The sequence below is a fragment of the Pseudomonas sp. 01L34 genome (assembly GCF_056400265.1).
Genome location: NZ_JBFTSX010000002.1, coordinates 754,208 through 773,748, shown reverse-complemented (window position 1 = coordinate 773,748; position 19,541 = coordinate 754,208). Strand labels below are relative to the sequence as shown.

Genomic DNA, 19,541 nt, shown 5'->3' with positions numbered 1-19,541 from the left:
TGCTCCCGGCATCACGTTCCGCGGGAGTCAACCAAGCCGGAGGGAAGAAAAAACTGGTGATTAGTAATGCTAGAAATATCAAAATCAATTTCTGGCTTTCCCTACTATCGTATTTACTTCATGATACATTTTATATGTTTTGTTTTTAGCTATGCTTGGCTTGTGAATTGGACTAGATACTCTGGTCGCTGATGCAATGAGTAGCAACCATGTCACGTAGTACAACACTGTTCCTGAAAGGTGCTGAAATAAAGAGACTGTTGCTACTGAGGTGGCTATGCAGAAAGCAAGTGTGACTGTATAGGCATTTTCGTCTGAGTAAAGTGCTTGCTTTGAAGATGTTTTTCTGAGCATTGTTACGAATAGAAGCGGTATAAATAAAAATATAAGGCCTAATGTCAATGATCCATATACGAGATCGGAATCAAACTGCCCTCGGTATTTTCCAAGCCCAGCACCAATTATGGAGAATTCAGATATTGCTTTTAGATATTGCGGTGCTCGGCCAGCAGCCGAGGCATCAAGCGAGTCAGCTCCGAATATGAATAGGGTCAGTAATAGTATCGAGTAGTTTACTAGGATTAGAGTGAGAGCTCTTTTTGTAAGCAGTGTTATACCAGTAGGGCTTCTCTTGGTACAGGTGTAGTAGGTCGCAATGGCTACTAAAAAAATTATAAAAGACGCTCTAACTTGACTGGCTAACATTCCTAGGATGAAGGTAAGAAGGAGAGTTGAATACCCTAGATAGAGGACAAATTTGTTCTTCTTTACTGATAGTATTTGTAAGAATATATAAAATGCTGAAAAGGCTGCTAAGTAAGAATATTGCAGGGCGCTTACAAAAATTCCCGAGGCGCGTAATTTATCATTGCGAACTATTTGGTAGGTTACGAATCGCTCTTCGTTTTCTGTCTCGTTGTTTTGGCGGGCGTTAACAAGAAAGTCATATCGCCAAGAGGATTGTGGGTCTCCGTTAAATGTGGAGTATTGGAAGAGTGCTATTGTTGTATTAAGCAATGTTAGTAGGCAGACGAACCCCATTAGCTTCTTTATGGTATTTGAGTCGACAATCTTGCTATAAATTAGGAGTAGAGGTAGTGCTATTGGTAAGATTGAACTTTTCCAATCTAGTATTGCGCTAAGGGCGCCATTTTTATTTATACCTATTGCAAGTGTTAATACTAAGAATAGTAGTGTGTAAAATGCTATTTTGTTTGTTTTGTTTGACTTGAGGGAGCTCGCTATAAAATAAAGTGTGGTGAATACGAAAAGGATTTCCGTGTACATTTTTACCAAATAGCCGGAGAGTGAGGAATCTATTTTTAGGTAATAATTTGCATAGTCAATGGTGAATAGAAACACAAAGAGCATATATATGGGTATTAGTTTGTATTTTTTTGTGAATACCAGTAAGGCTGTGGCAACGCTTAGGAAAAGTATTAAGAGCTGAATCATGGCTTGGTGTGACTCCTTGCAGTAAATTAAATCCTGGTCGTCATTGCGAGATCGGTCTTCGGCTTTTTTTTGCTGGTAAACAGTTGCATGGGTTTTTCAATTATTTTGTAAATCACATACCCTGTCGATATGGGTATAAGAATAAGTGGAAGGCATGAAAGCAGTATGGGTAGGAGCATTTGACTGCTTTAATTATATAGTTTGCATCAGTATTTAAGTCGTATGAGTGGGATGTGGTTGGTCTGAACATGGTTGCTATTGCCATTTTTTTAAAAAAAGCTGGTGCATATACCATTTGATGTGTTCTATTTAGCTGTTTGCGTTTTGGACTATATTACGGATTGGCTTTTTCTGGTTTGTGAACAGGTTCTGGATTGGGAGTTCCACTGCTCGGTAGATTGCGTAGCCGATCAATACGGATAGCAGTGATAGTACGGTGCATGAAAGCAGCGACGGTGGGAGCGCCTTCGCACCTGCTTTAATAATATACATGTGTGTGAGATAAATTGAGTAGGAGGCATCACCGAGTGCGCTTGGGATTTTCAAAGGTCGGCCTATTGTTAAGCCGCTTGCGCCGTAAATAATGAGCGCTGCCCCTAGTCCGGCGCTTATTACTCTCATGCCCAGATCTGGTCCGTCTATATACGAGCCGACAAACAAAGCCACAAATCCGACGAACGCTATAGCCAAACCTTTTCTGTGCGGTGGGGTTGGGAGCTTAGCTATTATTGCGCCAAAAATAAATTCTAAGATTATAGGGTTGCTATAGAGGGAGTAGTAATAGTTGTCCGTCATCCCGTGAAAAGCAGATAGAAAAGCAAAAAATGAGATTAGCGCTACCAGTCCAGCTCTATAGTTTATTGATGTTAGTGCTGCAAATATAATATAGAAGAACATTTCATAGACAAGAGTCCATCCAACTGGAAGGATGGTCGACTGCACATCGCTGCCAGGTATGTGCGTAGGGATGAATAGCAAGCTTTTTACAATAAGTTCGATGTCTACTTGCTTTTCTGAAAGGCTTGGTTTGTATAGTATAGCGATCGAAATCGCGATGGTGATAAGCCAGTACATAGGAGCAATTCTAGTTAGTCGCTTATACAGGAATAACTTCCATTCGAGCCTGCTGTCCTTGAATTTTTGAGTGGTTTTAACCATGAGGTAGCCACTGATTACAAAAAAAATATCTACGCCGGTGGCTAGAACGTGGTGAGGTATCGGTGAGTCATAGTTTTTGTAAATGGCCATGAAGCTTATGGCGTGAAATATAACAACCATGAGGGCCGCTATCCCTCGCATATAATGAATTCCTATAAGCATGTTGATTTTTCCATGTCAATTATTCTGCTCGAATAGGTATCTGGAGGGCTTTTATATTTTGGGGGTTGATTTATACCATCGCTAATTATTTCACGGGTTTTATGGGTTGTGTCGATATTTGTGCCGACAAAATTTAACAATTGTTATAAGTGGTTTTGTCCGGTTTGTTGCTCATGGGTCTTAAATCGTTTACTGCAAGGAGTTTTCAATGTCGTTAATTGAATAGAAAATTCTGCAGATCCTTTCAAGGACCCGTCCAGTCGCGGGCATTATTTTGCCTGCACTGAACCAGGCCGTGGCCCACTAAAAGATCGACAGTTGGGTGGGCCAAGCTAAGTTTCTGGCTCGGGTCGGTCGTGAGTCTGGCCACTTGCGTAACCTAGTCGAGAGCCTGAGTTACAGCGTTAGTGCATTGTTGTCGGCGTTTGGGTACCACCATATCAGCGAAGCAGATGCTACGGCCTATGGGGTGTACCTCGATGCAAGTGGCAAATCAGCGGCAATCGCCAATTGCGTTCACAGCGGGGACTGGGGGAAAGAACCTCGACAACGGTCAGCCCGGTGACGGCTGGAAGTATCGAGTCCGGGCTTGATCCAGATCACCGGCCGTGCGAACTACGCCGCATACGATGTGGAGTCTAGGGCCTCTCTTGCCACCTCATACAGGCTAATACTTGTAGCGGCTATCGAACATGCGATGTTGCGCAGCAGTCGTCAAACCAGAACTTGCGGCTCGTCAGGCACAACGCGTTAGCCACATTCACGACTGCTTCGTCCGAACGCAGCCTTTTGCAACTGTTACAAAAAAGAGTGCGAATGAGATGAGATGGAGGGGCTCCGGGTAGTCAGAGATCTGACTGCCCGGACTGCGGTCTTTTTAATCACAAGGGGGGGGATCGCAGCGATTAATAGATGTCCTTGGAAAACAGCGTAAAGGGCGTCTTGATCAGGATCTTGATGTCGAGCCACAACGACCAGTTGTTGATGTAGTTGAGGTCGATCTCCACGCGCTTTTGCATCTTGTCGAGGGTCTCGGTTTCGCCACGGCAGCCACTGATCTGGGCCAGCCCGGTGATGCCCGGTTTGATTCGATGACGGGCCATGTAGGCCTGGATCTTGCCGGTGTAGTAGTCGTTATGGGCAATCGCATGCGGCCGCGGTCCGACCAGCGCCATATGGCCTTGCAGTACGTTGAAGAACTGCGGCAGTTCGTCGATGGACGTGCGTCGAATGAAACGGCCAACCGGGGTAATGCGTGGATCTTCACGGCCGGCCTGGCGGACTTGATGGTCGTCGTGCAGGCGCATGGAGCGGAACTTCCAGACCTTGATGATCTTGCCGTTCCAGCCGTGCCGTTCCTGTTTGAAAATGATCGGCCCCGGGGAGGAGATCTTCACTGCGACGGCAATCACCAGCAGCAGTGGACTGAAGGCGATCAGCGCCAGGGCGGCGAGACCTCTGTCCAGCAGGGTCTTGCTGAGTGCCGCTGTCGGGTAACTGGTCAGCGGGCTTTCATTGAGGTGGATGGCGGGCAGGCCATCCAGCTCGCTGACGGAATGATTGAGCAACGTCATGCTGCCCAGGTCGGGAACCCAGACCACATCCACATTCGAGTCGAGAAGGTCGATGTACAGCGCTTCGACCTGCTTGGCTTCGCTCAAGGGCAGCGCGATGTACAACCGCCGGACATCGTGCACCCGGATCAGCTCGCGCAGCTCCTGCAACTGGCCCACGATCCGGTGGGTATTGACGTTGGTCGACAGCTCGTTGGGTTTTGAGCTGATCAGGCCGACCAGCGGCGGATACTCGGTTTTGGCCAGTTTGTCCGCCAGATTCACCGCCAGTTGGTCGGTGCCGATGATCAGGGTGTTATTTTGGCTGTGCAATTGCCGGTGGTAGTGTCTGGAAAAACTATGCAGAGGCAGGTACAGCAAGGCCTGCACGCAATAACCTGCCACAGCCCAGACCATGATGATTTCCCGGGAGAACAATTCGCTGGTCTTGCTGAGAAAGCCGATGCTGGTCAGGCCGGTCAGTGTCAGCAGCCACCCCAGCAGCAGTCGGCCCAGGCCCGAGAGGTATCCCTGCTGCTTGTGATAGACCAGCAGCAGGGAGTAAGAAGGGACCGAGCCCAGGAAAGTCAGCACGGCAAGCACACGATAATGAGCTTCGATTTCTCCTGTCTGGTACAACGCCAGAGCAAATAACAACGCATTGACCGAAGTGATGGCAATTATCCATTGCCCCCAGAAGGTCAGTCCTTTGGATATGCTGTTTCGATTAATACGATTATGTACCATCGCGGTGTCCCTCGGGCGTGCGCCACGTTGTGTATCAGTCGACGGTTAATAAATGGCAGCCGCGCGCAAAGGCTGAGCGAGCGCAGTTCGGTCAGAGATTATTTTTATTATTGGAAGGGAATAACGCGGGCTATGGCTGGCCATCCGAATGTTGTTTTCAAGTCAGCTGATACGGTTGTCTCAGTGTCCGGTTTTTATACTAGTACCTTAATCTTTGTGGGTGTCTGACGAATTATAACGGACACCACTTCCAGGGCTCATGTTATAAAAGGTCGTGCTCTTTTATTAGGAGGGCATCACTAAATCGTCTATAAAATTGCAGCATTCCGATAAGCGCTTGCCCGCCATGGGGAGGGATCCGGCAGGAACTATGGAGAGAAATATGTGCGAGGGACAGGCGGCGGGAAGTACGAGGTGAGGTGGTTAGGCAGTCAAGCGGTATCGGGTTGAGCGGGAAATCGCATTTATTGTTATTGTTTTTGCGATTTCAATCAGTATGCGATTCTGATCCTTTGTGCCAGGCAATAACCACGGTTTCTGACCGAGCGAATCAGGCGTTCCCCGTTGGCGGCAGTCTTGAATTTTTTCTGCAGTCGGCTCAAGCACATTTCAAGGCCGCTGTAATTCTCCGGGTCTTTATCGATGCGTAGAATAAGATCGTTCTTGCTGAGTACCCGTCGATCACTGATGACCAGTTGGGTGAGCATTAACGATTCGGTGCCGGTCAATGGGATGGTTATATCTTCCTTGATTAATGTTCTGTCGTCGGCATTAAACCACCAGATGTCGGGGTTACCCTGCGACTCTTTAACCCGGCTGACTGCAGAGATGAACTCTTCGTCTGCCACCGGTTTCTTGAGAAATCCATCAACCCCGAAGTGCGAGAAGTGATGAAGTTCTGAATGCTCCGAGTTGGGAGTTATGAGTATGATTTCCGCATCTTTTTGATTTTTGCGGATAAAGCTGACATCGCTCAGCGAGATATCGGCCTGGTCGAGCAGGATGTGCGTGAATCGACTCTTTCGGATGCGTTCGCTGCTGAGTTTGCCAGATTCGATTTCAAAAGATAGATGCAGGCGTTGTGCGAGAAGCGATTCTATAGCTTGTCGTGCCAGTTGATCTCGGGTGAAAATTAGAAAGCTGTTGTTTGATGTATTCACAATAAGGCTCCTTCCTAGCTTGGTGAAATTTTTTAAGCTTAAATAACCTCGGTCGGCGAGTAGTACCTCCCCTGGAAAAAATCGAAAGGCATGCTGCGGGCCAGTGTGTGCAGTGCTTTGTGGTCGACCCGGTCCGCAATGAACCTGATCTTGCTGTCATGGATCATGCTGCTCAGGCAGTCGTAAGACCTGTTGAAAAAGTCCTGACTGTTATCGACCATGATGTCGAAATTGGATCGGGTCAGGTCCACTTTTATGTAATCGAACAGCTTCGGGCTGATCAGTTTTTCAGCGCTGTCATCGCTTAAGTCATAGCCATCGAAAGCGATCTCGATCCCGTTGTCCTTCAATAAATGAATGTGATTGATAATGGTTCTTTTTTCTTTGAGGTTGAACGAAAGGAGCGAACTGCCATTAATGCTGGGGATTAGCTGTTGTTCATGCTTCTTGAGTGTCGTTTGAGCGTCGTTCAGTTCTCGGATGAACGCTTTATCCAATAACGCGGATTGGTTCATGGTCACGAATAATTTATTGGGTGTCTGTACGGATGGGGACGACGTGGCCTCGATCTGTGAAAGGGCATTTAATTGGATCCGCATCAGTACTTCACGATAAATCGCCAGTGGGTGATCGGGATGCAATGGCTGATACCCCTTGTTCAGAGGTGTCTGTTGTTTGGTCGCCTTGGCATAAATCTCACTGCCGAACAATTCATCGTTTCGCTTGAGGATTGATTGCCTGAAGAAAACCAATGCGAAGTTATCTTGCACGGTATATTGCCTGCTGGACTCCATTGTTTAGTCCCTTTAAGAATGAAAGTTTGCTTGCTTTACTGAGACGACCCCTCGAAGCAATCGATAGCCATAACCGCGAACACTATGAATGATGTTAATGCCGAAGTGCTTTTTGATTTTGTTTCGAAGGCGGCTTATGGATTTCTCCAGAACACGCGAGTCATAGAGTTTGATATTCAAACCCATGGATTCGGCCATGGAGTCATGGTGCAGGATATTACCTTCTGCATTGATAAGCGCATCCAGGGCTTTCATTTCCTGATAAGCCAGATCCAGTTTGAGCTCATCGTTGTATAAGTGCAGGCATGTTTGGTCCAAGGTCAACTTAATGGCAGGCTGCCATTCAGGTGTTTCGAGCAACTCTGAAATTAACCTGGCTTTTTCATCCTGGTCGTTAGGTACATTGATACAATGATCTGCACCGGCCAGGTAACATTCAATTTTGGTTTGCGGAGCGCGAAAATTGATTGCAACGATAATGGACAGTTCTGTTGGGCTCGTACGTAATTTCTTGATGAGCGCCAGGCAGTCATTAAGAATGGAAGGACTTTCAATGTCGATTAGTACGGCATCGTGGGCTTGAGCTTCGCTATCTGGATTTAATGGGTTTGTGTAATCTAATGTATATATATGCGTGAGATTGGGTGCAAATAACTGTCGAAGTTTCTCTGCCGAGCGCCAAGTGCGCCCAATAGCGAGAATACCCCTCTGGCTATTTTCGATTTTGCTCTCAGTACTCATCGTGCAAATTACTCATATGTGCTGGCGCTGCAATCTTAATACACATAATACTGAAATTATCTGACTTTTTATAACATTTTGAGCTTGTCAGCAGGTGCCATTCCATTGCCAGTAGTTTCAGTTGAATCAATGACATAGCCAACTGTGGAGGCTTTAGCCAATTTGATTTTTTGATATCCGATTTAGTTGGTGAGCGCCTTTGCGTCGGACTAGGCCCTCTAGGTTGACTTTTCTATGATCAACACTGAAGCGTGGCTGATCCGCGGATCGGGCTACAGAACGAGGCATCACAGAGAAGTCTTGCGTATAAACTGTGCGGAAGTCCGCATTTTTGATTTCTGGAGTTGATTTATAAGGATATTCCACGGTCTTCTATGGCAGTTTTGGTGCGCGCTCGAAAGGCGCCAGTTCAACTGTCGCCTCTTTTTAGGGCAAATGAGAGCGGGGGTATATTAATTTACTCCTTTTGCATTATATTTGTAATATTTTATGTCAAGAGCTGAATTTGTGAGCAGTGTAGTTATTCTACCTAGTTACTGAATACAAAAAGCTAAGAATGATATCAGATGGCCATTATACTTAAGTATTAGTCTAAGGGGAGAGCCGGTCATTGGTCTTTTTCGCAATTAATCATCCATGACACGCCAAACCGATCGACCAGCATCCCGAAGCGTGCCGCCCAGAACGTCGTCTCCAATGGCATTTGAATACTCCCGCCTTGCGCCAATGCCGCAAACACTCGCTCTGCCTCAACCACACGGTCGACATTCAATGACACCGAACAACCGCTCATGCCGGCGCTGGGGCGATCGGGTGTGGTATCCGACCCCATGATCGACTGATCCCCGACCAACAGGCGCGTATGAATGATCAGGTTGTGGCAGTCCGCTGGCACATGGTCGCGAGCCGGAGTTTCGCCGAAGGTCATCATGACTTCGATCTGGCCAGGCAGGCTTTTGGCGTAGAAGTTGAAGGCATCCTGGCAGTCGCCGTTGAAGATCAGGTAGGGGGTGATTTTCATGTTCTGCTCCCGGTGATGGAGTGGGGCACATCGGTTGGACGTTCAGGTTCGTCTTCCAATCCCGATAGGCATTGACTCCTCATAGCAAAGCGCTAAAACGTGGTGAGCGACGATACTTTTTTAGATGTTTTTCCTATGGGCGAGGCGAGGCTTATCGCCTCATATCCACGTAAAGCGGGCGTCGCTCATTCCCCATACAGTATGGCCTGCAGCGCCCCTTTACATCCGCCACCGAGTCCATCGCCCATGCCTGTCCTTACCCGTTTCGCCTCTTTGCTCGACCAGGCGAGGCGTGCCTTGTTGCTGGTCTGGGGTACGTCCCGCGGGCTGTTTCTGGGGTTGGTGCTGGCGACGCTGATCGCTGGTGTGCTGCCAGCACTGGCAGCCTGGTTGGGGCAGCGGATTGTCGACGCGGTAGTTACCGCGATGCAGTTGCACGCGCAACAGGGCAGCGCACCGTTGTGGCCGGTCGTGCGTTATGTGCTGTTTGAAGCGGGCGTGCTTGCGTTGCTGTCCGGGACGCAGCGTGCGCTGTCGGTGCAGCAGTCGCTGTTGCGGGTGCAGTTGGGGCAGAAGGTCAACACGATGATTCTGGAGAAGGCCCAGACGTTATCGTTGGTGCAGTTCGAGAACTCCGAGTTCTACGACAAGCTGGTTCGGGTGCGGCGCGAGGCATCGACCCGGCCATTGGCGCTGGTGATGAAGTCGCTGGGGCTGATCCAGAACCTGATCGTGTTGATCAGCTTTGGCGTGTTGCTGGTGCATTTTTCGCCCTGGGCGCTGGTACTGCTGGTGGTCGGGGCATTGCCGGTGTTCTTTGCCGAAGCGCACTTTTCCGGGGATGCCTTTCGGCTGTTCACGCGCCGGGCGCCGGAGAGTCGGCAGCAGAACTACATCGAGACACTGCTCTCCCATGAGGGCTACATCAAAGAGGTGAAGCTGTTTGGCTTCGCGCCGCTGTTGTTGCAGCGTTATCGGGACACGTTTGCTCGTCTCTACGCCGAAGACCGGCGCCTGACGTTGCGTCGCGATGGCTGGGGGTTTGTGCTGGGACTGCTGGGCACCGCGGCGTTTTATCTGGCCTATGCGTGGGTCGTGGTCGATACCGTTCACGGCAGCATCAGCCTCGGGCAAATGACCATGTACCTGGTGCTGTTCAAGCAGGGGCAGACGGCGGTGAGCAGCAGCTTGAGCGCGATCAGCGGTCTCTATGAGGATGGTCTTTACCTGTCGAGCCTCTATGAGTATCTGGCCGAACCGGTGGTGGCCGATGCCGGAAGCCTTACAGTGGGTGCGGTGCCCGGCGATGGGTTGCGTTTCGAGAGTGTCGGTTTCCGTTATCCGGGGGCGAGCCGCGCTGCTTTGCAGGGCATCGATCTGCATCTGTTGCCCGGACACAGTGTCGCGCTGGTGGGGGAAAACGGCTCGGGTAAAACCACGCTGATCAAGTTGCTGACGCGGTTGTATCGCCCTGATCAGGGCCGCATTTTGTTGGACGGCAGTGATTTGCAGGCCTGGGAAGAAGAGGCGCTGAGACGGCGCATCGGCGTGATTTTCCAGGACTACATTCGCTACCAGTTCTCCGTCGGCGAGAACATTGGTGTGGGCGACACCCTGGCGTTCAACGATGAAACCCGTTGGCAGCAAGCGGCCGCCGAAGGCATGGCCGCGCCTTTCATCGAGCGTCTGGATCGTGGTTACGCCACGCAATTGGGACGGTGGTTTGCCGGTGGGCAGGAACTGTCCGGTGGGCAATGGCAGAAGATCGCCTTGTCTCGCGCCTACATGCGCCGCGACGCCGATATCCTGATCCTGGACGAACCGACCTCGGCCCTGGATCCGGCGGCGGAGGCTGCGGTGTTCGAGCATTTCAGCCAACACACCGAAGGGCGCATGACGTTGCTGATTTCTCACCGCTTCTCCAGCGTGCGCAATGCCGACCACATCATCGTGCTGGACCAGGGGTCGATCCTTGAGCGAGGCGATCACGACAGCCTCGTCGCGGCGGGTGGGCGCTATGCGCAGTTGTTCAACGTGCAGGCGCGTGGTTATCGATAGCCGCAAACTTGGGTTGCGCGATCATGAACAACCCACCGGCATCATCCGGTCGCGCAGGTTCAGCAAGCGCAAGGCCTGTTCCAGCAAGAGCGCGACGACGATGGCCCCGGCCGCGATGACGAACAGTAACCCGTGATGACCGCCGCTGGCGTTGAACAGCGCCGAGTAGGCAAACCCGGCGATGGCCTGAAAGGTTGCAAATGAAACCGTGGCGCGGCTCCAGGCCACTTGCTGCTGATGGTGTTGTGGCACCAGCTCATGCACCCGGGCCAGCGCCAGCGGCACGATGCCCGGCGGGAACGAACCGAGGATGACTGCCAGCAGGGCCAGGGCGGTGAACGAACTCGATATCGCCAGCAAGCCGACGGCAATCGCCTGCACCACCAGGACCACGCGGATGCTCAGCTTCGCCCCCAGTTGATCGGCCAGAAAGCCATAACTCACCGGCCCGACTATCGCGCCGAGGCCGTACATCACCCAGATCAGTGCACCGACGTGGGGCCCGGCACCGAGGCCGCGTGCCACGTAATCCACCAGAAACACCATGGCTGGCACCAGCCCGGCAGCCATGAACGCGTACTGTGCAAACAGCAGATAAAGGTTGGGATCAAACGGCGATTTGGTGTGCTGAGCGTGTGGTGCAGCCGTTTCATTGGCAACGGATGACGGCCAGCCAAACCAGCTGGCGGCAGTCAGAATCAAGGCCAAGGCGCCGAGCCCAAGCCAAGTGTTCTGTAAGCCAAGGCTCAGCAGCGGCGGAACGAGGGTGCCTGAGCCGGCGATGCCCAAGCCGATGCCCAGGAAAATCGCACCGCTGGCCAGGCCCCGGCGCGAGGCGGGCACATGGGGCAACACGGTCGCCGCCACCAGCACCATGATCGCGCCACCGGCAATCCCCGACAGCAATCGCCAACCGAAGAACCAACTCACCGATAACGGAAAGGCACAGGCAAAAAAGGCCAGTGTCACCGCCAGCATCATCATCCGCAAAGCGGCTTTGTTGGATGTGCGACGGGCCAGCGGATGGCCGATCAGTGCGCCGATCAAGTAGCCCACCAGATTGGCGGCGCCGAGGTACACCACGTCGCTGGCGGAAAACCACTGGGCCTGAATCAACGATGGTATCAACGGCGTGTAGGCAAAACGCGCCAGACCAATACTGACCAGGCTGGCGCAGAGGCCGGCGAAGATCGGCAGCCAGATCGCGCTGCGCCCAGTGTCGAGGGAGGTGCTGTGCATGGGAGCGGTCCTGTGAATTTGTGCTTGGCCTCCAGCATATCGAGGAAAGCTGATGCAATATTGCTGCGATTTCGCGCTACGATGATGCGTATATGCATCACTACGGGAAACGCCATGAATTGGGATGATGCGCGAGTGTTTTTGGCGGTTTGTCGCGAATCGACATTACGCGGTGCAGCGCGGGTGCTGAAGGTCGATCAGGCAACCGTCGGCCGGCGAATCGCCGCGCTGGAAAAATCGTTGAATGCGACTTTGTTTCTGCGCACCTCCGAGGGCTATGCGCTGACAGCGGTCGGCGAAGCGGCGTTGCAATCCGTGGAGAAGATGGAACACTCGGCATTTGAGTTGGAGCGACAGATTCAGGGCCTCGACGAACGATTGATCGGCAATGTGCGCGTCAGCACTACCGATTCTCTGGCCATCGATTTTCTGATCCCGGCCATCGCTCGTTTGCATGCGGTGCACCCCGACGTGCGGGTGCAGTTGGACGCCTCCACGCAAATCCTCAGCCTGGCCAAGCGTGAAGCCGACATCGCCGTGCGCAACACCCGGCCGGACAACCCCGACCTGATCGCCCGGCGCATCGCGCGCTGGCCGGTGGGGCTGTTCGCCTCGCGAAGTTATGTCGAGGCCAACGGCATGCCGCAACCGGGCTCGGCCTTCGAGGGGCATGATCTGGTGGTGTATCAGCCGTACTTGCAGGGCAACAAGAACATGACCCTGGTCTCGGAACCCCTGAGCCGTGGGCGGATTGTCGCCAGCCTGAGTTCCAGCCTGCTGGTGCGTCGCTCGATTGCCGCAGGTCTCGGGGTGGGGGAGATCCCGGTGTACATGGGCGAGCGCGATGGGCTGGTCAGGCTCTGGCCGGAACGCACGCGCCCGCTGCCGTATGAAGTATGGCTGGTGACCCATGCGGACCTGCGCCACACCGCGCGGGTGCGGGCGGTGATTGAGCAGATTGTCGAGGCGTTTGCACTGGAGAATGAATAAGTCAGGCTGCTCGTGTCGGTCGGGCCGCGCGGATTATTGTGGCGAGGGGGCTTGCCCCCGTTCGGCTGCGCAGCAGTCGCCAAGCCTGTGAATGCGGTATGCCTGATTTACCGTGGTGATCGGGTTTAGGGCCGCTTCGCAGCCCAACGGGGGCAAGCCCCCTCGCCACAAGAGAGCCCATTCAGTCAAAACAAATCACCTATCCTGCCGGCCCCCGACCATTCACAGCCTTCCAGCGTCAGCAACCGTTCTTTCGCCTCAAGCCCCCCGGCAAACCCCGTCAATTTCCCCGACGCCCCAATCACCCGATGACACGGTGCGACAATCGATATCGGATTTTTGCCGTTGGCCGCGCCCACTGCCCGAACCGCGCTGGGATTGCCGATCTGCCGGGCTATCTCGCTGTAGCTGCGCGTCTCGCCAAACGGAATCGTCAGCAATGCCTGCCACACCTGCTTCTGAAAGTCCGTCCCGGCAAAGTCCAGTTCCAGCTCGAACTGATTACGCGTGCCGGCAAAGTATTCCCGCAACTGCTGTGCGGCGCGTATCAGGATCGGGTTGTCCGCCGCTTCACTCATCGGCCCCAGTCTTACCCGGCCGGGTTTGTCGTTTTCCCAGAGGATGGCCGCCAGACGCGTGCCTTTCGCGACCAGCTTCAACTCGCCGACCGGCGACGCCAGGGTGGTGAAGGTGTAGGTCATGCCGGCGGACTCCGCACACGTGCTGAACAGGGGCCCAGCATACTGCCTCGCCGGGGAGGCGCAATACGCAATAGCAGCCATACTTGCCTACTGCTTTTGAACCGTTCCCTCTGTCTTCTGCACAGAGCCTAAAAACAAAAAAGAGACCGACCCATGAAGTTTGAACCTTTTGCCAAATCGCTCATGGCGACCTCATTGGCGTTGAGCTGCCTGACGGCTCACGCGGCCTCCGTTGCCCCGGTCGCTGCCGAAAATGGCATGGTCGTCACCGCCCAGCATCTGGCCAGCCACGTCGGCGTCGATGTCCTCAAGAATGGCGGCAACGCCGTCGATGCAGCAGTTGCGGTGGGTTATGCGCTGGCGGTGGTGTACCCCGCTGCAGGCAACCTGGGCGGCGGCGGCTTCATGACGATTCAATTGGCGGACGGGCGCAAGACCTTCCTCGACTTCCGTGAAAAAGCGCCCCTGGCCGCCACGGCCGACATGTACCTCGACAAACAGGGCAACGTCATCCCTGATCTCAGCACCCGCGGCCACTTGGCCGTCGGCGTGCCGGGCACTGTGTCTGGCATGGAGCTGGCGCTGAAGAAATTCGGCACCAAACCCCGCAAGGAAGTGATCGCCCCTGCGATCAAGCTTGCCGAAGACGGTTTTGTGCTGGAGCAGGGCGATGTCGATTTGCTGGAGTACGCCACAGACGTCTTCAAGAAAGACATGCGCGACTCGGGCTCGATCTTCCTGAGCAATGGCGAGCCGATGCAGGTCGGGCAGAAACTCGTGCAAAAAGACTTGAGCAAAACCCTGCGGGAAATTTCCGAGAAGGGCGCCGACGGTTTCTATAAAGGCTGGGTGGCCGACGCCATCGTCACCTCCAGCCAGGCCAACAAGGGCATCATCACCCAGGCCGACCTCGATAAATACCAGACCCGCGAACTGGCACCCATCGAGTGCGACTACCGCGGCTACCACGTGGTCTCGGCGCCGCCGCCAAGCTCCGGCGGTGTGGTGATCTGCGAGATCATGAACATCCTCGACGGCTACCCGATGAAAGACCTCGGCTACCGCTCGGCCCAGGCCATGCACTACCAGATCGAAGCGATGCGCCACGCGTATGTGGACCGCAACAGCTACCTCGGCGACCCGGACTTCGTGAAAAACCCGATCGCCCATTTGCTGGATAAAAACTACGCGACCAAAATCCGCGCCGCCATCGATCCGCAAAAGGCCGGCGTGTCCCGCGAGCTCAAACCTGGCGTAGCGCCCCACGAAGGCAGTAACACCACCCATTACTCGATCGTCGACAAATGGGGCAACGCGGTATCGGTGACCTACACCCTCAACGACTGGTTCGGCGCCGGCGTGATGGCGAGCAAAACCGGGGTCATCCTCAATGATGAAATGGACGACTTCACCTCGAAAATCGGCGTGCCGAACATGTACGGCCTTGTACAAGGGGAGGCCAACGCCATCGCCCCCGGCAAGGCACCGCTGTCGTCCATGAGCCCGACCATCGTCACCAAAGATGGCAAAGTCGTCATGGTCGTCGGCACTCCCGGTGGCAGCCGCATCATCACCGCGACCCTGCTGACCATGCTCAACGTGATCGACTACGGCATGAACATCCAGGAAGCGGTGGATGCGCCGCGTTTCCACCAGCAGTGGTTGCCGGAAGAAACCAACCTGGAGAACTTCGCCACCAGCCCGGACACCAAGAAGATGCTCGAAAGTTGGGGCCACAAGTTTGCCGGCCCGCAGGACCCCAACCATATTGCAGCTATTCTGGTAGGTGCGCCTTCGCTGGAAGGCAAACCCGTGGGCAAGAACCGCTTCTATGGGGCGAACGATCCACGGCGCAATACCGGGCTGTCGCTCGGTTACTGAAACAGGCGATCATCGGCCACCCCGACTCCCTGGGTGGCCTCGATCCCCGACCCTTGAACGTATCCTCGCAAAACTTAGCCTCGCAAGTTGCTACAGGCTAGAAGGGAGTTGAAATCCATCGTTCCAGCGACCTGTCTAAGGAAGGAAGCCATGAGCACCGCACTCCTGATCATCGATGTCCAACGCGCGCTGTGCACCGGCGAGTATGAATGCTTCGACATCCAGCGCGTCATCGACACCATCAACGGCCTCAGCACCAAAGCCCGAGTCGCCAATATTCCGGTCATCCTGATCCAGCACGAAGAAGAGGGCGACCTGCTGCAATACGGCGCCGAAGGCTGGCAACTGGCAGACGGCCTGAAGACGTCACCCCAAGACCTGCGCGTGCGCAAAACCACCCCGGATTCGTTCTACCAGACCCACCTGCATGAACATCTGCAAGAGCTGGACGTCGAACGCCTGATTATCTGCGGCCTGCAAACCGACTACTGCGTCAACGCCACGGTCCGTGAGGCATTATCGCGAGGCTACGACGTGGTGCTGGCGTCCGATGCTCATTCCACGATCGACAATGGCACGATGAGCGCCGAAGACATCATCACCGAACACAACAAGGATCTGGCGCACCTGACCGGTTCCGTGGCGCGGATCGATGTCGTGCCGGCCAGCGAAATCAATATCTGAAAGCATCGGTGGTTCCTGGATGTATTTCTCTCTCGCTTCAAATAAAACGGGCGCCGATCATGGCGCCCGTTTTTTGTTCAATCCGTCTGTAGCCGCCGCACCACCGCCTGAAAACGCTCCGACGCAATCCAGTCCGGATCCGCGTCCTCCACCAGCAGCATGATCCCCAGGTAGTGTTCCAGATGCAGCGTAATCGTCTGCCCTTCGACGGCCAGGTCCCAATAACGCTGGTCCAACCCATTGATCTGTGCCGTCCAGGTCCCGCCCAGCCCTCGTGCCAATTCACTGGCGATGCGATTGAACAGATCCCGGTCGGATGTCTGCGAGAGATAAATTTCCCGTGGTGGCGGGGGCGACGGATCAGTCATGTTTTGCTCCTTGAGAATGAGCATGACTTTACGCTTCCTGCTGGATTTGTGGCGAGCGAGCCATACCAAAACAAGCGCCTTTTCACGTTTGTCTCGGCATACTGGCGCGCTCAAAGAATGGAATCTGCCCATGCCCCCGACCTTGTTCTGCTCTAACGCTCGCCGCGCTTTACTGCTGGGGTTTCTCGCATTCTCTGCCGCAGCCCATGCCAGTAGCTTCGATTGCACCAGCGCCGCCAGCTCCAGTGAAAAAGCCATTTGCGCCGACGCTTACACGTCGAAGCTGGATCAAAAACTGGGAGCGGTCTGGCGCTCGACGCTGGAAAAAGTCACCGCCCCTAAAGCGTTAAAAGCAGACCAGCGTCAGTGGTTGAAACAACGTAACCGCTGCGCAGACCAAATCGATTGCCTGCGCCAACAGTACTTGATGCGCATCACTGAACTCGAACACGCGGCCATTCCGTTTACCTGGGACGCGACTTGGCAGCGCATTCCCTGGGGCGTTTCGACGGGAGCTGAGTTGAAGACAAAGCGTCGGGATTCGACTCATCTCGTCTTCGAAGTTTCTGCCGCGAGCGGCGCCAACTCTGGCGACCTGGATGGCGTCGCCAAACTGGATGGCACTCAGGCGCATTACGTCGAAGGTGCATGCGCGTTGACCTTCCAAGCCATCAACGGCGTGCTTGATGTCACCCAGGACGGCGCCGATGCCGATTGCGGTGCGGGCATGGGCGTGTTCTATGCCGGGCGCTATGTCGCGTCGGAACAGCCCTTGGCTCTGGACAACGATTTGCTGAGTCTGGGGTTGGCGCGTACACAGCAAGAAGACGATGCATTGCGGCAATTGCTCAAGGACGATTACCAGACGCTGGTGGACAGCAGCAGTTCCAGGCTGATCGGCGATGAGTCGAATGACCTGCCGGGCGCCGAAGTGACTGAAATGTGGGTACGCGGGCTGGGCAATACCAACGCCGCCATCCTCATGCGTACAGCGGACGTTCGATTTTGGCTAGTGCTGCTGGTGTTCGATGAGCAGAACAATTCCCGAGCCCGTTACTACACCAACGCGTCGGATTGGAAAGGCCGCTTACCCGATGTGCTGCAGCATTGGTATGACGAGCGAACGAAAGGGCAGGTGATGCCGTTGGATCTGATGCCTTAATGCAATCTCGTTGGCGACCGCGCTAATGCGACGCTGACGAGTAGTTATGTCTAGACTCGGTTGTTGGCTCGATAGAAGTGGGCGGTAACGGAACAACAGAAATAAAAGCACGCCCCAATGCCGGTAAGTTAAGAAATTTGAGCGACGAAAGCCTCGCTCCCACAGGTTCTGCACTTTGGCTCACTGGCATTAGCGTCTACCTCAATAAGAAGAGAACACAAAAATGACCAAGGTCAGCGATACCCAGCAGCGAAGTCCCCTGATCGAGACACGCTCGATCGATTACATCCCCGAGGCCGAGCGCCATGGCAGCCTCTACAGCCAGTTCACCCTGTGGCTCGGCGCCAATCTGCAGATCACGGCGATTGTGACCGGCGCGCTGGCCGTGGTGCTGGGTGGCGATGTGTTCTGGTCACTCATTGGTTTGCTGGTCGGCCAGTTGCTCGGCGGCGCGGTGGTGGCGCTGCACGCTGCTCAAGGACCCAAGCTCGGGCTGCCACAGATGATCTCCAGTCGCGTGCAGTTCGGGGTCTATGGGGCGGCGATTCCGATTGTGCTGGTGTGTCTGATGTACCTCGGCTTCAGCGCCACCGGCGCGGTACTGTCGGGGCAGGCAATTGCTCAATTGGTCCATGTCAGTGACAGCGCCGGCATCCTGATTTTCGCCTCCTGCATCGCGTTTTTGACCCTCTTCGGTTATCGGGTCATCCACCTGGTGGGCAGGGTGGCGAGCGTGCTGGGCATCATCGCCTTCGTCTATCTGTTTACCCGGTTGATGACGCTCAACGATATCGGTCTGTTGCTGGAAAACCGCCATTTCGGCTGGAGTACTTTCTTGCTGGCGGTGTCTCTTTCCGCATCCTGGCAGATCGCGTTCGGCCCTTATGTGGCCGACTACTCACGCTACCTGCCGAGCAAGACCTCATCCTGGAAGACGTTCACCGCCGTCGGCCTGGGGACGGTGGTGGGGGCCCAGGCTTCCATGGTGCTGGGGGTGTTCGCCGCTGCGTTGGCGGGCGCGAATTTTCGTGGGCATGAAGTCGCCACCATCGTCGGGTTGGGCAGTACCGGGGTGATGGCCTCCCTGCTGTACTTGAGCGTGGTGTTCGGCAAGGTCACGGTGTCGACCCTCAACGCTTATGGCAGCTTCATGTGCGTAGCCACCATCATCAGTGGCTTTCGTCGTGGCTTCGAAATATCCGCCGGTAAACGCATGCTGTTTGTGCTGGTGATTGTCGGCGCGTCCACCACGCTGGCGCTGCTGGGGCAGTACTCGTTCCTGAGCACGTTCAAGTACTTCATCCTCTTCCTGCTGACGTTTTTCACGCCGTGGAGCGCGATCAACCTGGTGGATTACTACTTCATCAACAAGGAGCGCTATGACATCCCGGCGTTGTCCGACCCGGCGGGGCGTTATGGCCGTTGGAATGTGTTGGGGATCAGCGTGTATGTGCTCGGTGTGTTGGTCCAGCTGCCTTTTGTCGACACTCACTTCTACTCCGGACCAATGGTCGCGCAGCTCGGTGGTGTCGATATTTCCTGGATCGTCGGGCTGGTGGTGCCGGGCATGCTCTATTACTGGCTGGCCAGGACATCTGCGCTTGCGGTGTCGGTCGAGCGCAGTTCGCAGGCTTGAATGCCCGGTCATCAAAGGGGGCAGGGCGGGC

General features: G+C 54.3%; 16 protein-coding genes. 6 read left to right on the top strand and 10 right to left on the bottom strand.

The window, feature by feature from the left end; translation table 11 throughout:
- Positions 1 to 84: 84 nt before the first annotated feature.
- The 7 genes from AC1DQM_RS08150 to AC1DQM_RS08120 form a co-directional block, all read right to left on the bottom strand.
- Positions 85 to 1,455, bottom strand: a complete 1,371-nt coding sequence (locus tag AC1DQM_RS08150; RefSeq protein ID WP_477745994.1) for a hypothetical protein — start codon at positions 1,453 to 1,455, stop codon at positions 85 to 87.
- Positions 1,456 to 1,764: 309 nt separating this feature from the next.
- Positions 1,765 to 2,775, bottom strand: a complete 1,011-nt coding sequence (locus AC1DQM_RS08145) for an acyltransferase family protein (protein ID WP_477745993.1) — start codon at positions 2,773 to 2,775, stop codon at positions 1,765 to 1,767.
- 905 nt (positions 2,776 to 3,680) lie between these two features.
- Positions 3,681 to 5,075: an undecaprenyl-phosphate glucose phosphotransferase gene (locus tag AC1DQM_RS08140; protein ID WP_086945325.1), complete on the bottom strand. Its 1,395-nt coding sequence runs from the start codon at positions 5,073 to 5,075 to the stop codon at positions 3,681 to 3,683.
- A gap of 491 nt (positions 5,076 to 5,566) precedes the next feature.
- Entirely contained in the window at positions 5,567 to 6,235 is a 669-nt protein-coding gene (locus AC1DQM_RS08135) for a winged helix-turn-helix domain-containing protein (protein ID WP_477745992.1), read from the bottom strand.
- 38 nt (positions 6,236 to 6,273) lie between these two features.
- Entirely contained in the window at positions 6,274 to 7,029 is a 756-nt protein-coding gene (locus tag AC1DQM_RS08130) for an EAL domain-containing protein (RefSeq protein ID WP_477745991.1), read from the bottom strand.
- 12 nt (positions 7,030 to 7,041) lie between these two features.
- Positions 7,042 to 7,770: a winged helix-turn-helix domain-containing protein gene (locus AC1DQM_RS08125; protein ID WP_018928259.1), complete on the bottom strand. Its 729-nt coding sequence runs from the start codon at positions 7,768 to 7,770 to the stop codon at positions 7,042 to 7,044.
- Between the two features lie 607 nt (positions 7,771 to 8,377).
- Positions 8,378 to 8,791 carry a VOC family protein gene (locus tag AC1DQM_RS08120; protein ID WP_018928258.1) on the bottom strand — a complete coding sequence of 138 codons (414 nt, stop codon included), beginning with the start codon at positions 8,789 to 8,791 and terminating at the stop codon, positions 8,378 to 8,380.
- A gap of 246 nt (positions 8,792 to 9,037) precedes the next feature.
- Between AC1DQM_RS08120 and AC1DQM_RS08115 the strand changes: the two genes are divergently transcribed.
- A complete protein-coding gene (locus AC1DQM_RS08115) occupies positions 9,038 to 10,849 on the top strand; it encodes an ABC transporter ATP-binding protein (RefSeq protein ID WP_018928257.1) in 1,812 nt (603 codons plus the stop codon).
- Positions 10,850 to 10,870: 21 nt separating this feature from the next.
- On the opposite strand, the gene AC1DQM_RS08110 is transcribed toward AC1DQM_RS08115, so the two are convergent.
- Complete coding sequence (locus AC1DQM_RS08110) at positions 10,871 to 12,088, bottom strand: YbfB/YjiJ family MFS transporter (RefSeq protein ID WP_477745990.1); 1,218 nt, start codon at positions 12,086 to 12,088, stop codon at positions 10,871 to 10,873.
- A gap of 114 nt (positions 12,089 to 12,202) precedes the next feature.
- On the opposite strand from AC1DQM_RS08110, the gene AC1DQM_RS08105 reads away from it, so the two are divergent.
- Positions 12,203 to 13,078 (top strand): LysR family transcriptional regulator, encoded by an 876-nt coding sequence (locus tag AC1DQM_RS08105; protein WP_019581995.1) that lies wholly within the window; start codon positions 12,203 to 12,205, stop codon positions 13,076 to 13,078.
- A 185-nt stretch (positions 13,079 to 13,263) separates the two neighbouring features.
- On the opposite strand, the gene AC1DQM_RS08100 is transcribed toward AC1DQM_RS08105, so the two are convergent.
- A complete protein-coding gene (locus AC1DQM_RS08100) occupies positions 13,264 to 13,779 on the bottom strand; it encodes a methylated-DNA--[protein]-cysteine S-methyltransferase (RefSeq protein WP_477745989.1) in 516 nt (171 codons plus the stop codon).
- Positions 13,780 to 13,932: 153 nt separating this feature from the next.
- Here AC1DQM_RS08100 and ggt point away from each other — a divergent pair, with 153 nt between their 5' ends.
- Positions 13,933 to 15,660: a gamma-glutamyltransferase gene (gene ggt / locus AC1DQM_RS08095; protein WP_477745988.1), complete on the top strand. Its 1,728-nt coding sequence runs from the start codon at positions 13,933 to 13,935 to the stop codon at positions 15,658 to 15,660.
- Between the two features lie 150 nt (positions 15,661 to 15,810).
- Positions 15,811 to 16,344: a cysteine hydrolase family protein gene (locus AC1DQM_RS08090; RefSeq protein WP_018928252.1), complete on the top strand. Its 534-nt coding sequence runs from the start codon at positions 15,811 to 15,813 to the stop codon at positions 16,342 to 16,344.
- A gap of 77 nt (positions 16,345 to 16,421) precedes the next feature.
- On the opposite strand, the gene AC1DQM_RS08085 is transcribed toward AC1DQM_RS08090, so the two are convergent.
- The gene (locus AC1DQM_RS08085; protein WP_019582000.1) at positions 16,422 to 16,712 is read right to left on the bottom strand and encodes a DUF3630 family protein; all 291 of its coding nucleotides are present in this window, start codon (positions 16,710 to 16,712) and stop codon (positions 16,422 to 16,424) included.
- Positions 16,713 to 16,842: 130 nt separating this feature from the next.
- On the opposite strand from AC1DQM_RS08085, the gene AC1DQM_RS08080 reads away from it, so the two are divergent.
- Positions 16,843 to 17,874, top strand: a complete 1,032-nt coding sequence (locus tag AC1DQM_RS08080) for a lysozyme inhibitor LprI family protein (protein WP_018928251.1) — start codon at positions 16,843 to 16,845, stop codon at positions 17,872 to 17,874.
- A gap of 223 nt (positions 17,875 to 18,097) precedes the next feature.
- Complete coding sequence (locus tag AC1DQM_RS08075) at positions 18,098 to 19,510, top strand: purine-cytosine permease family protein (protein WP_086945331.1); 1,413 nt, start codon at positions 18,098 to 18,100, stop codon at positions 19,508 to 19,510.
- The last annotated feature ends 31 nt before the right edge of the window (positions 19,511 to 19,541 follow it).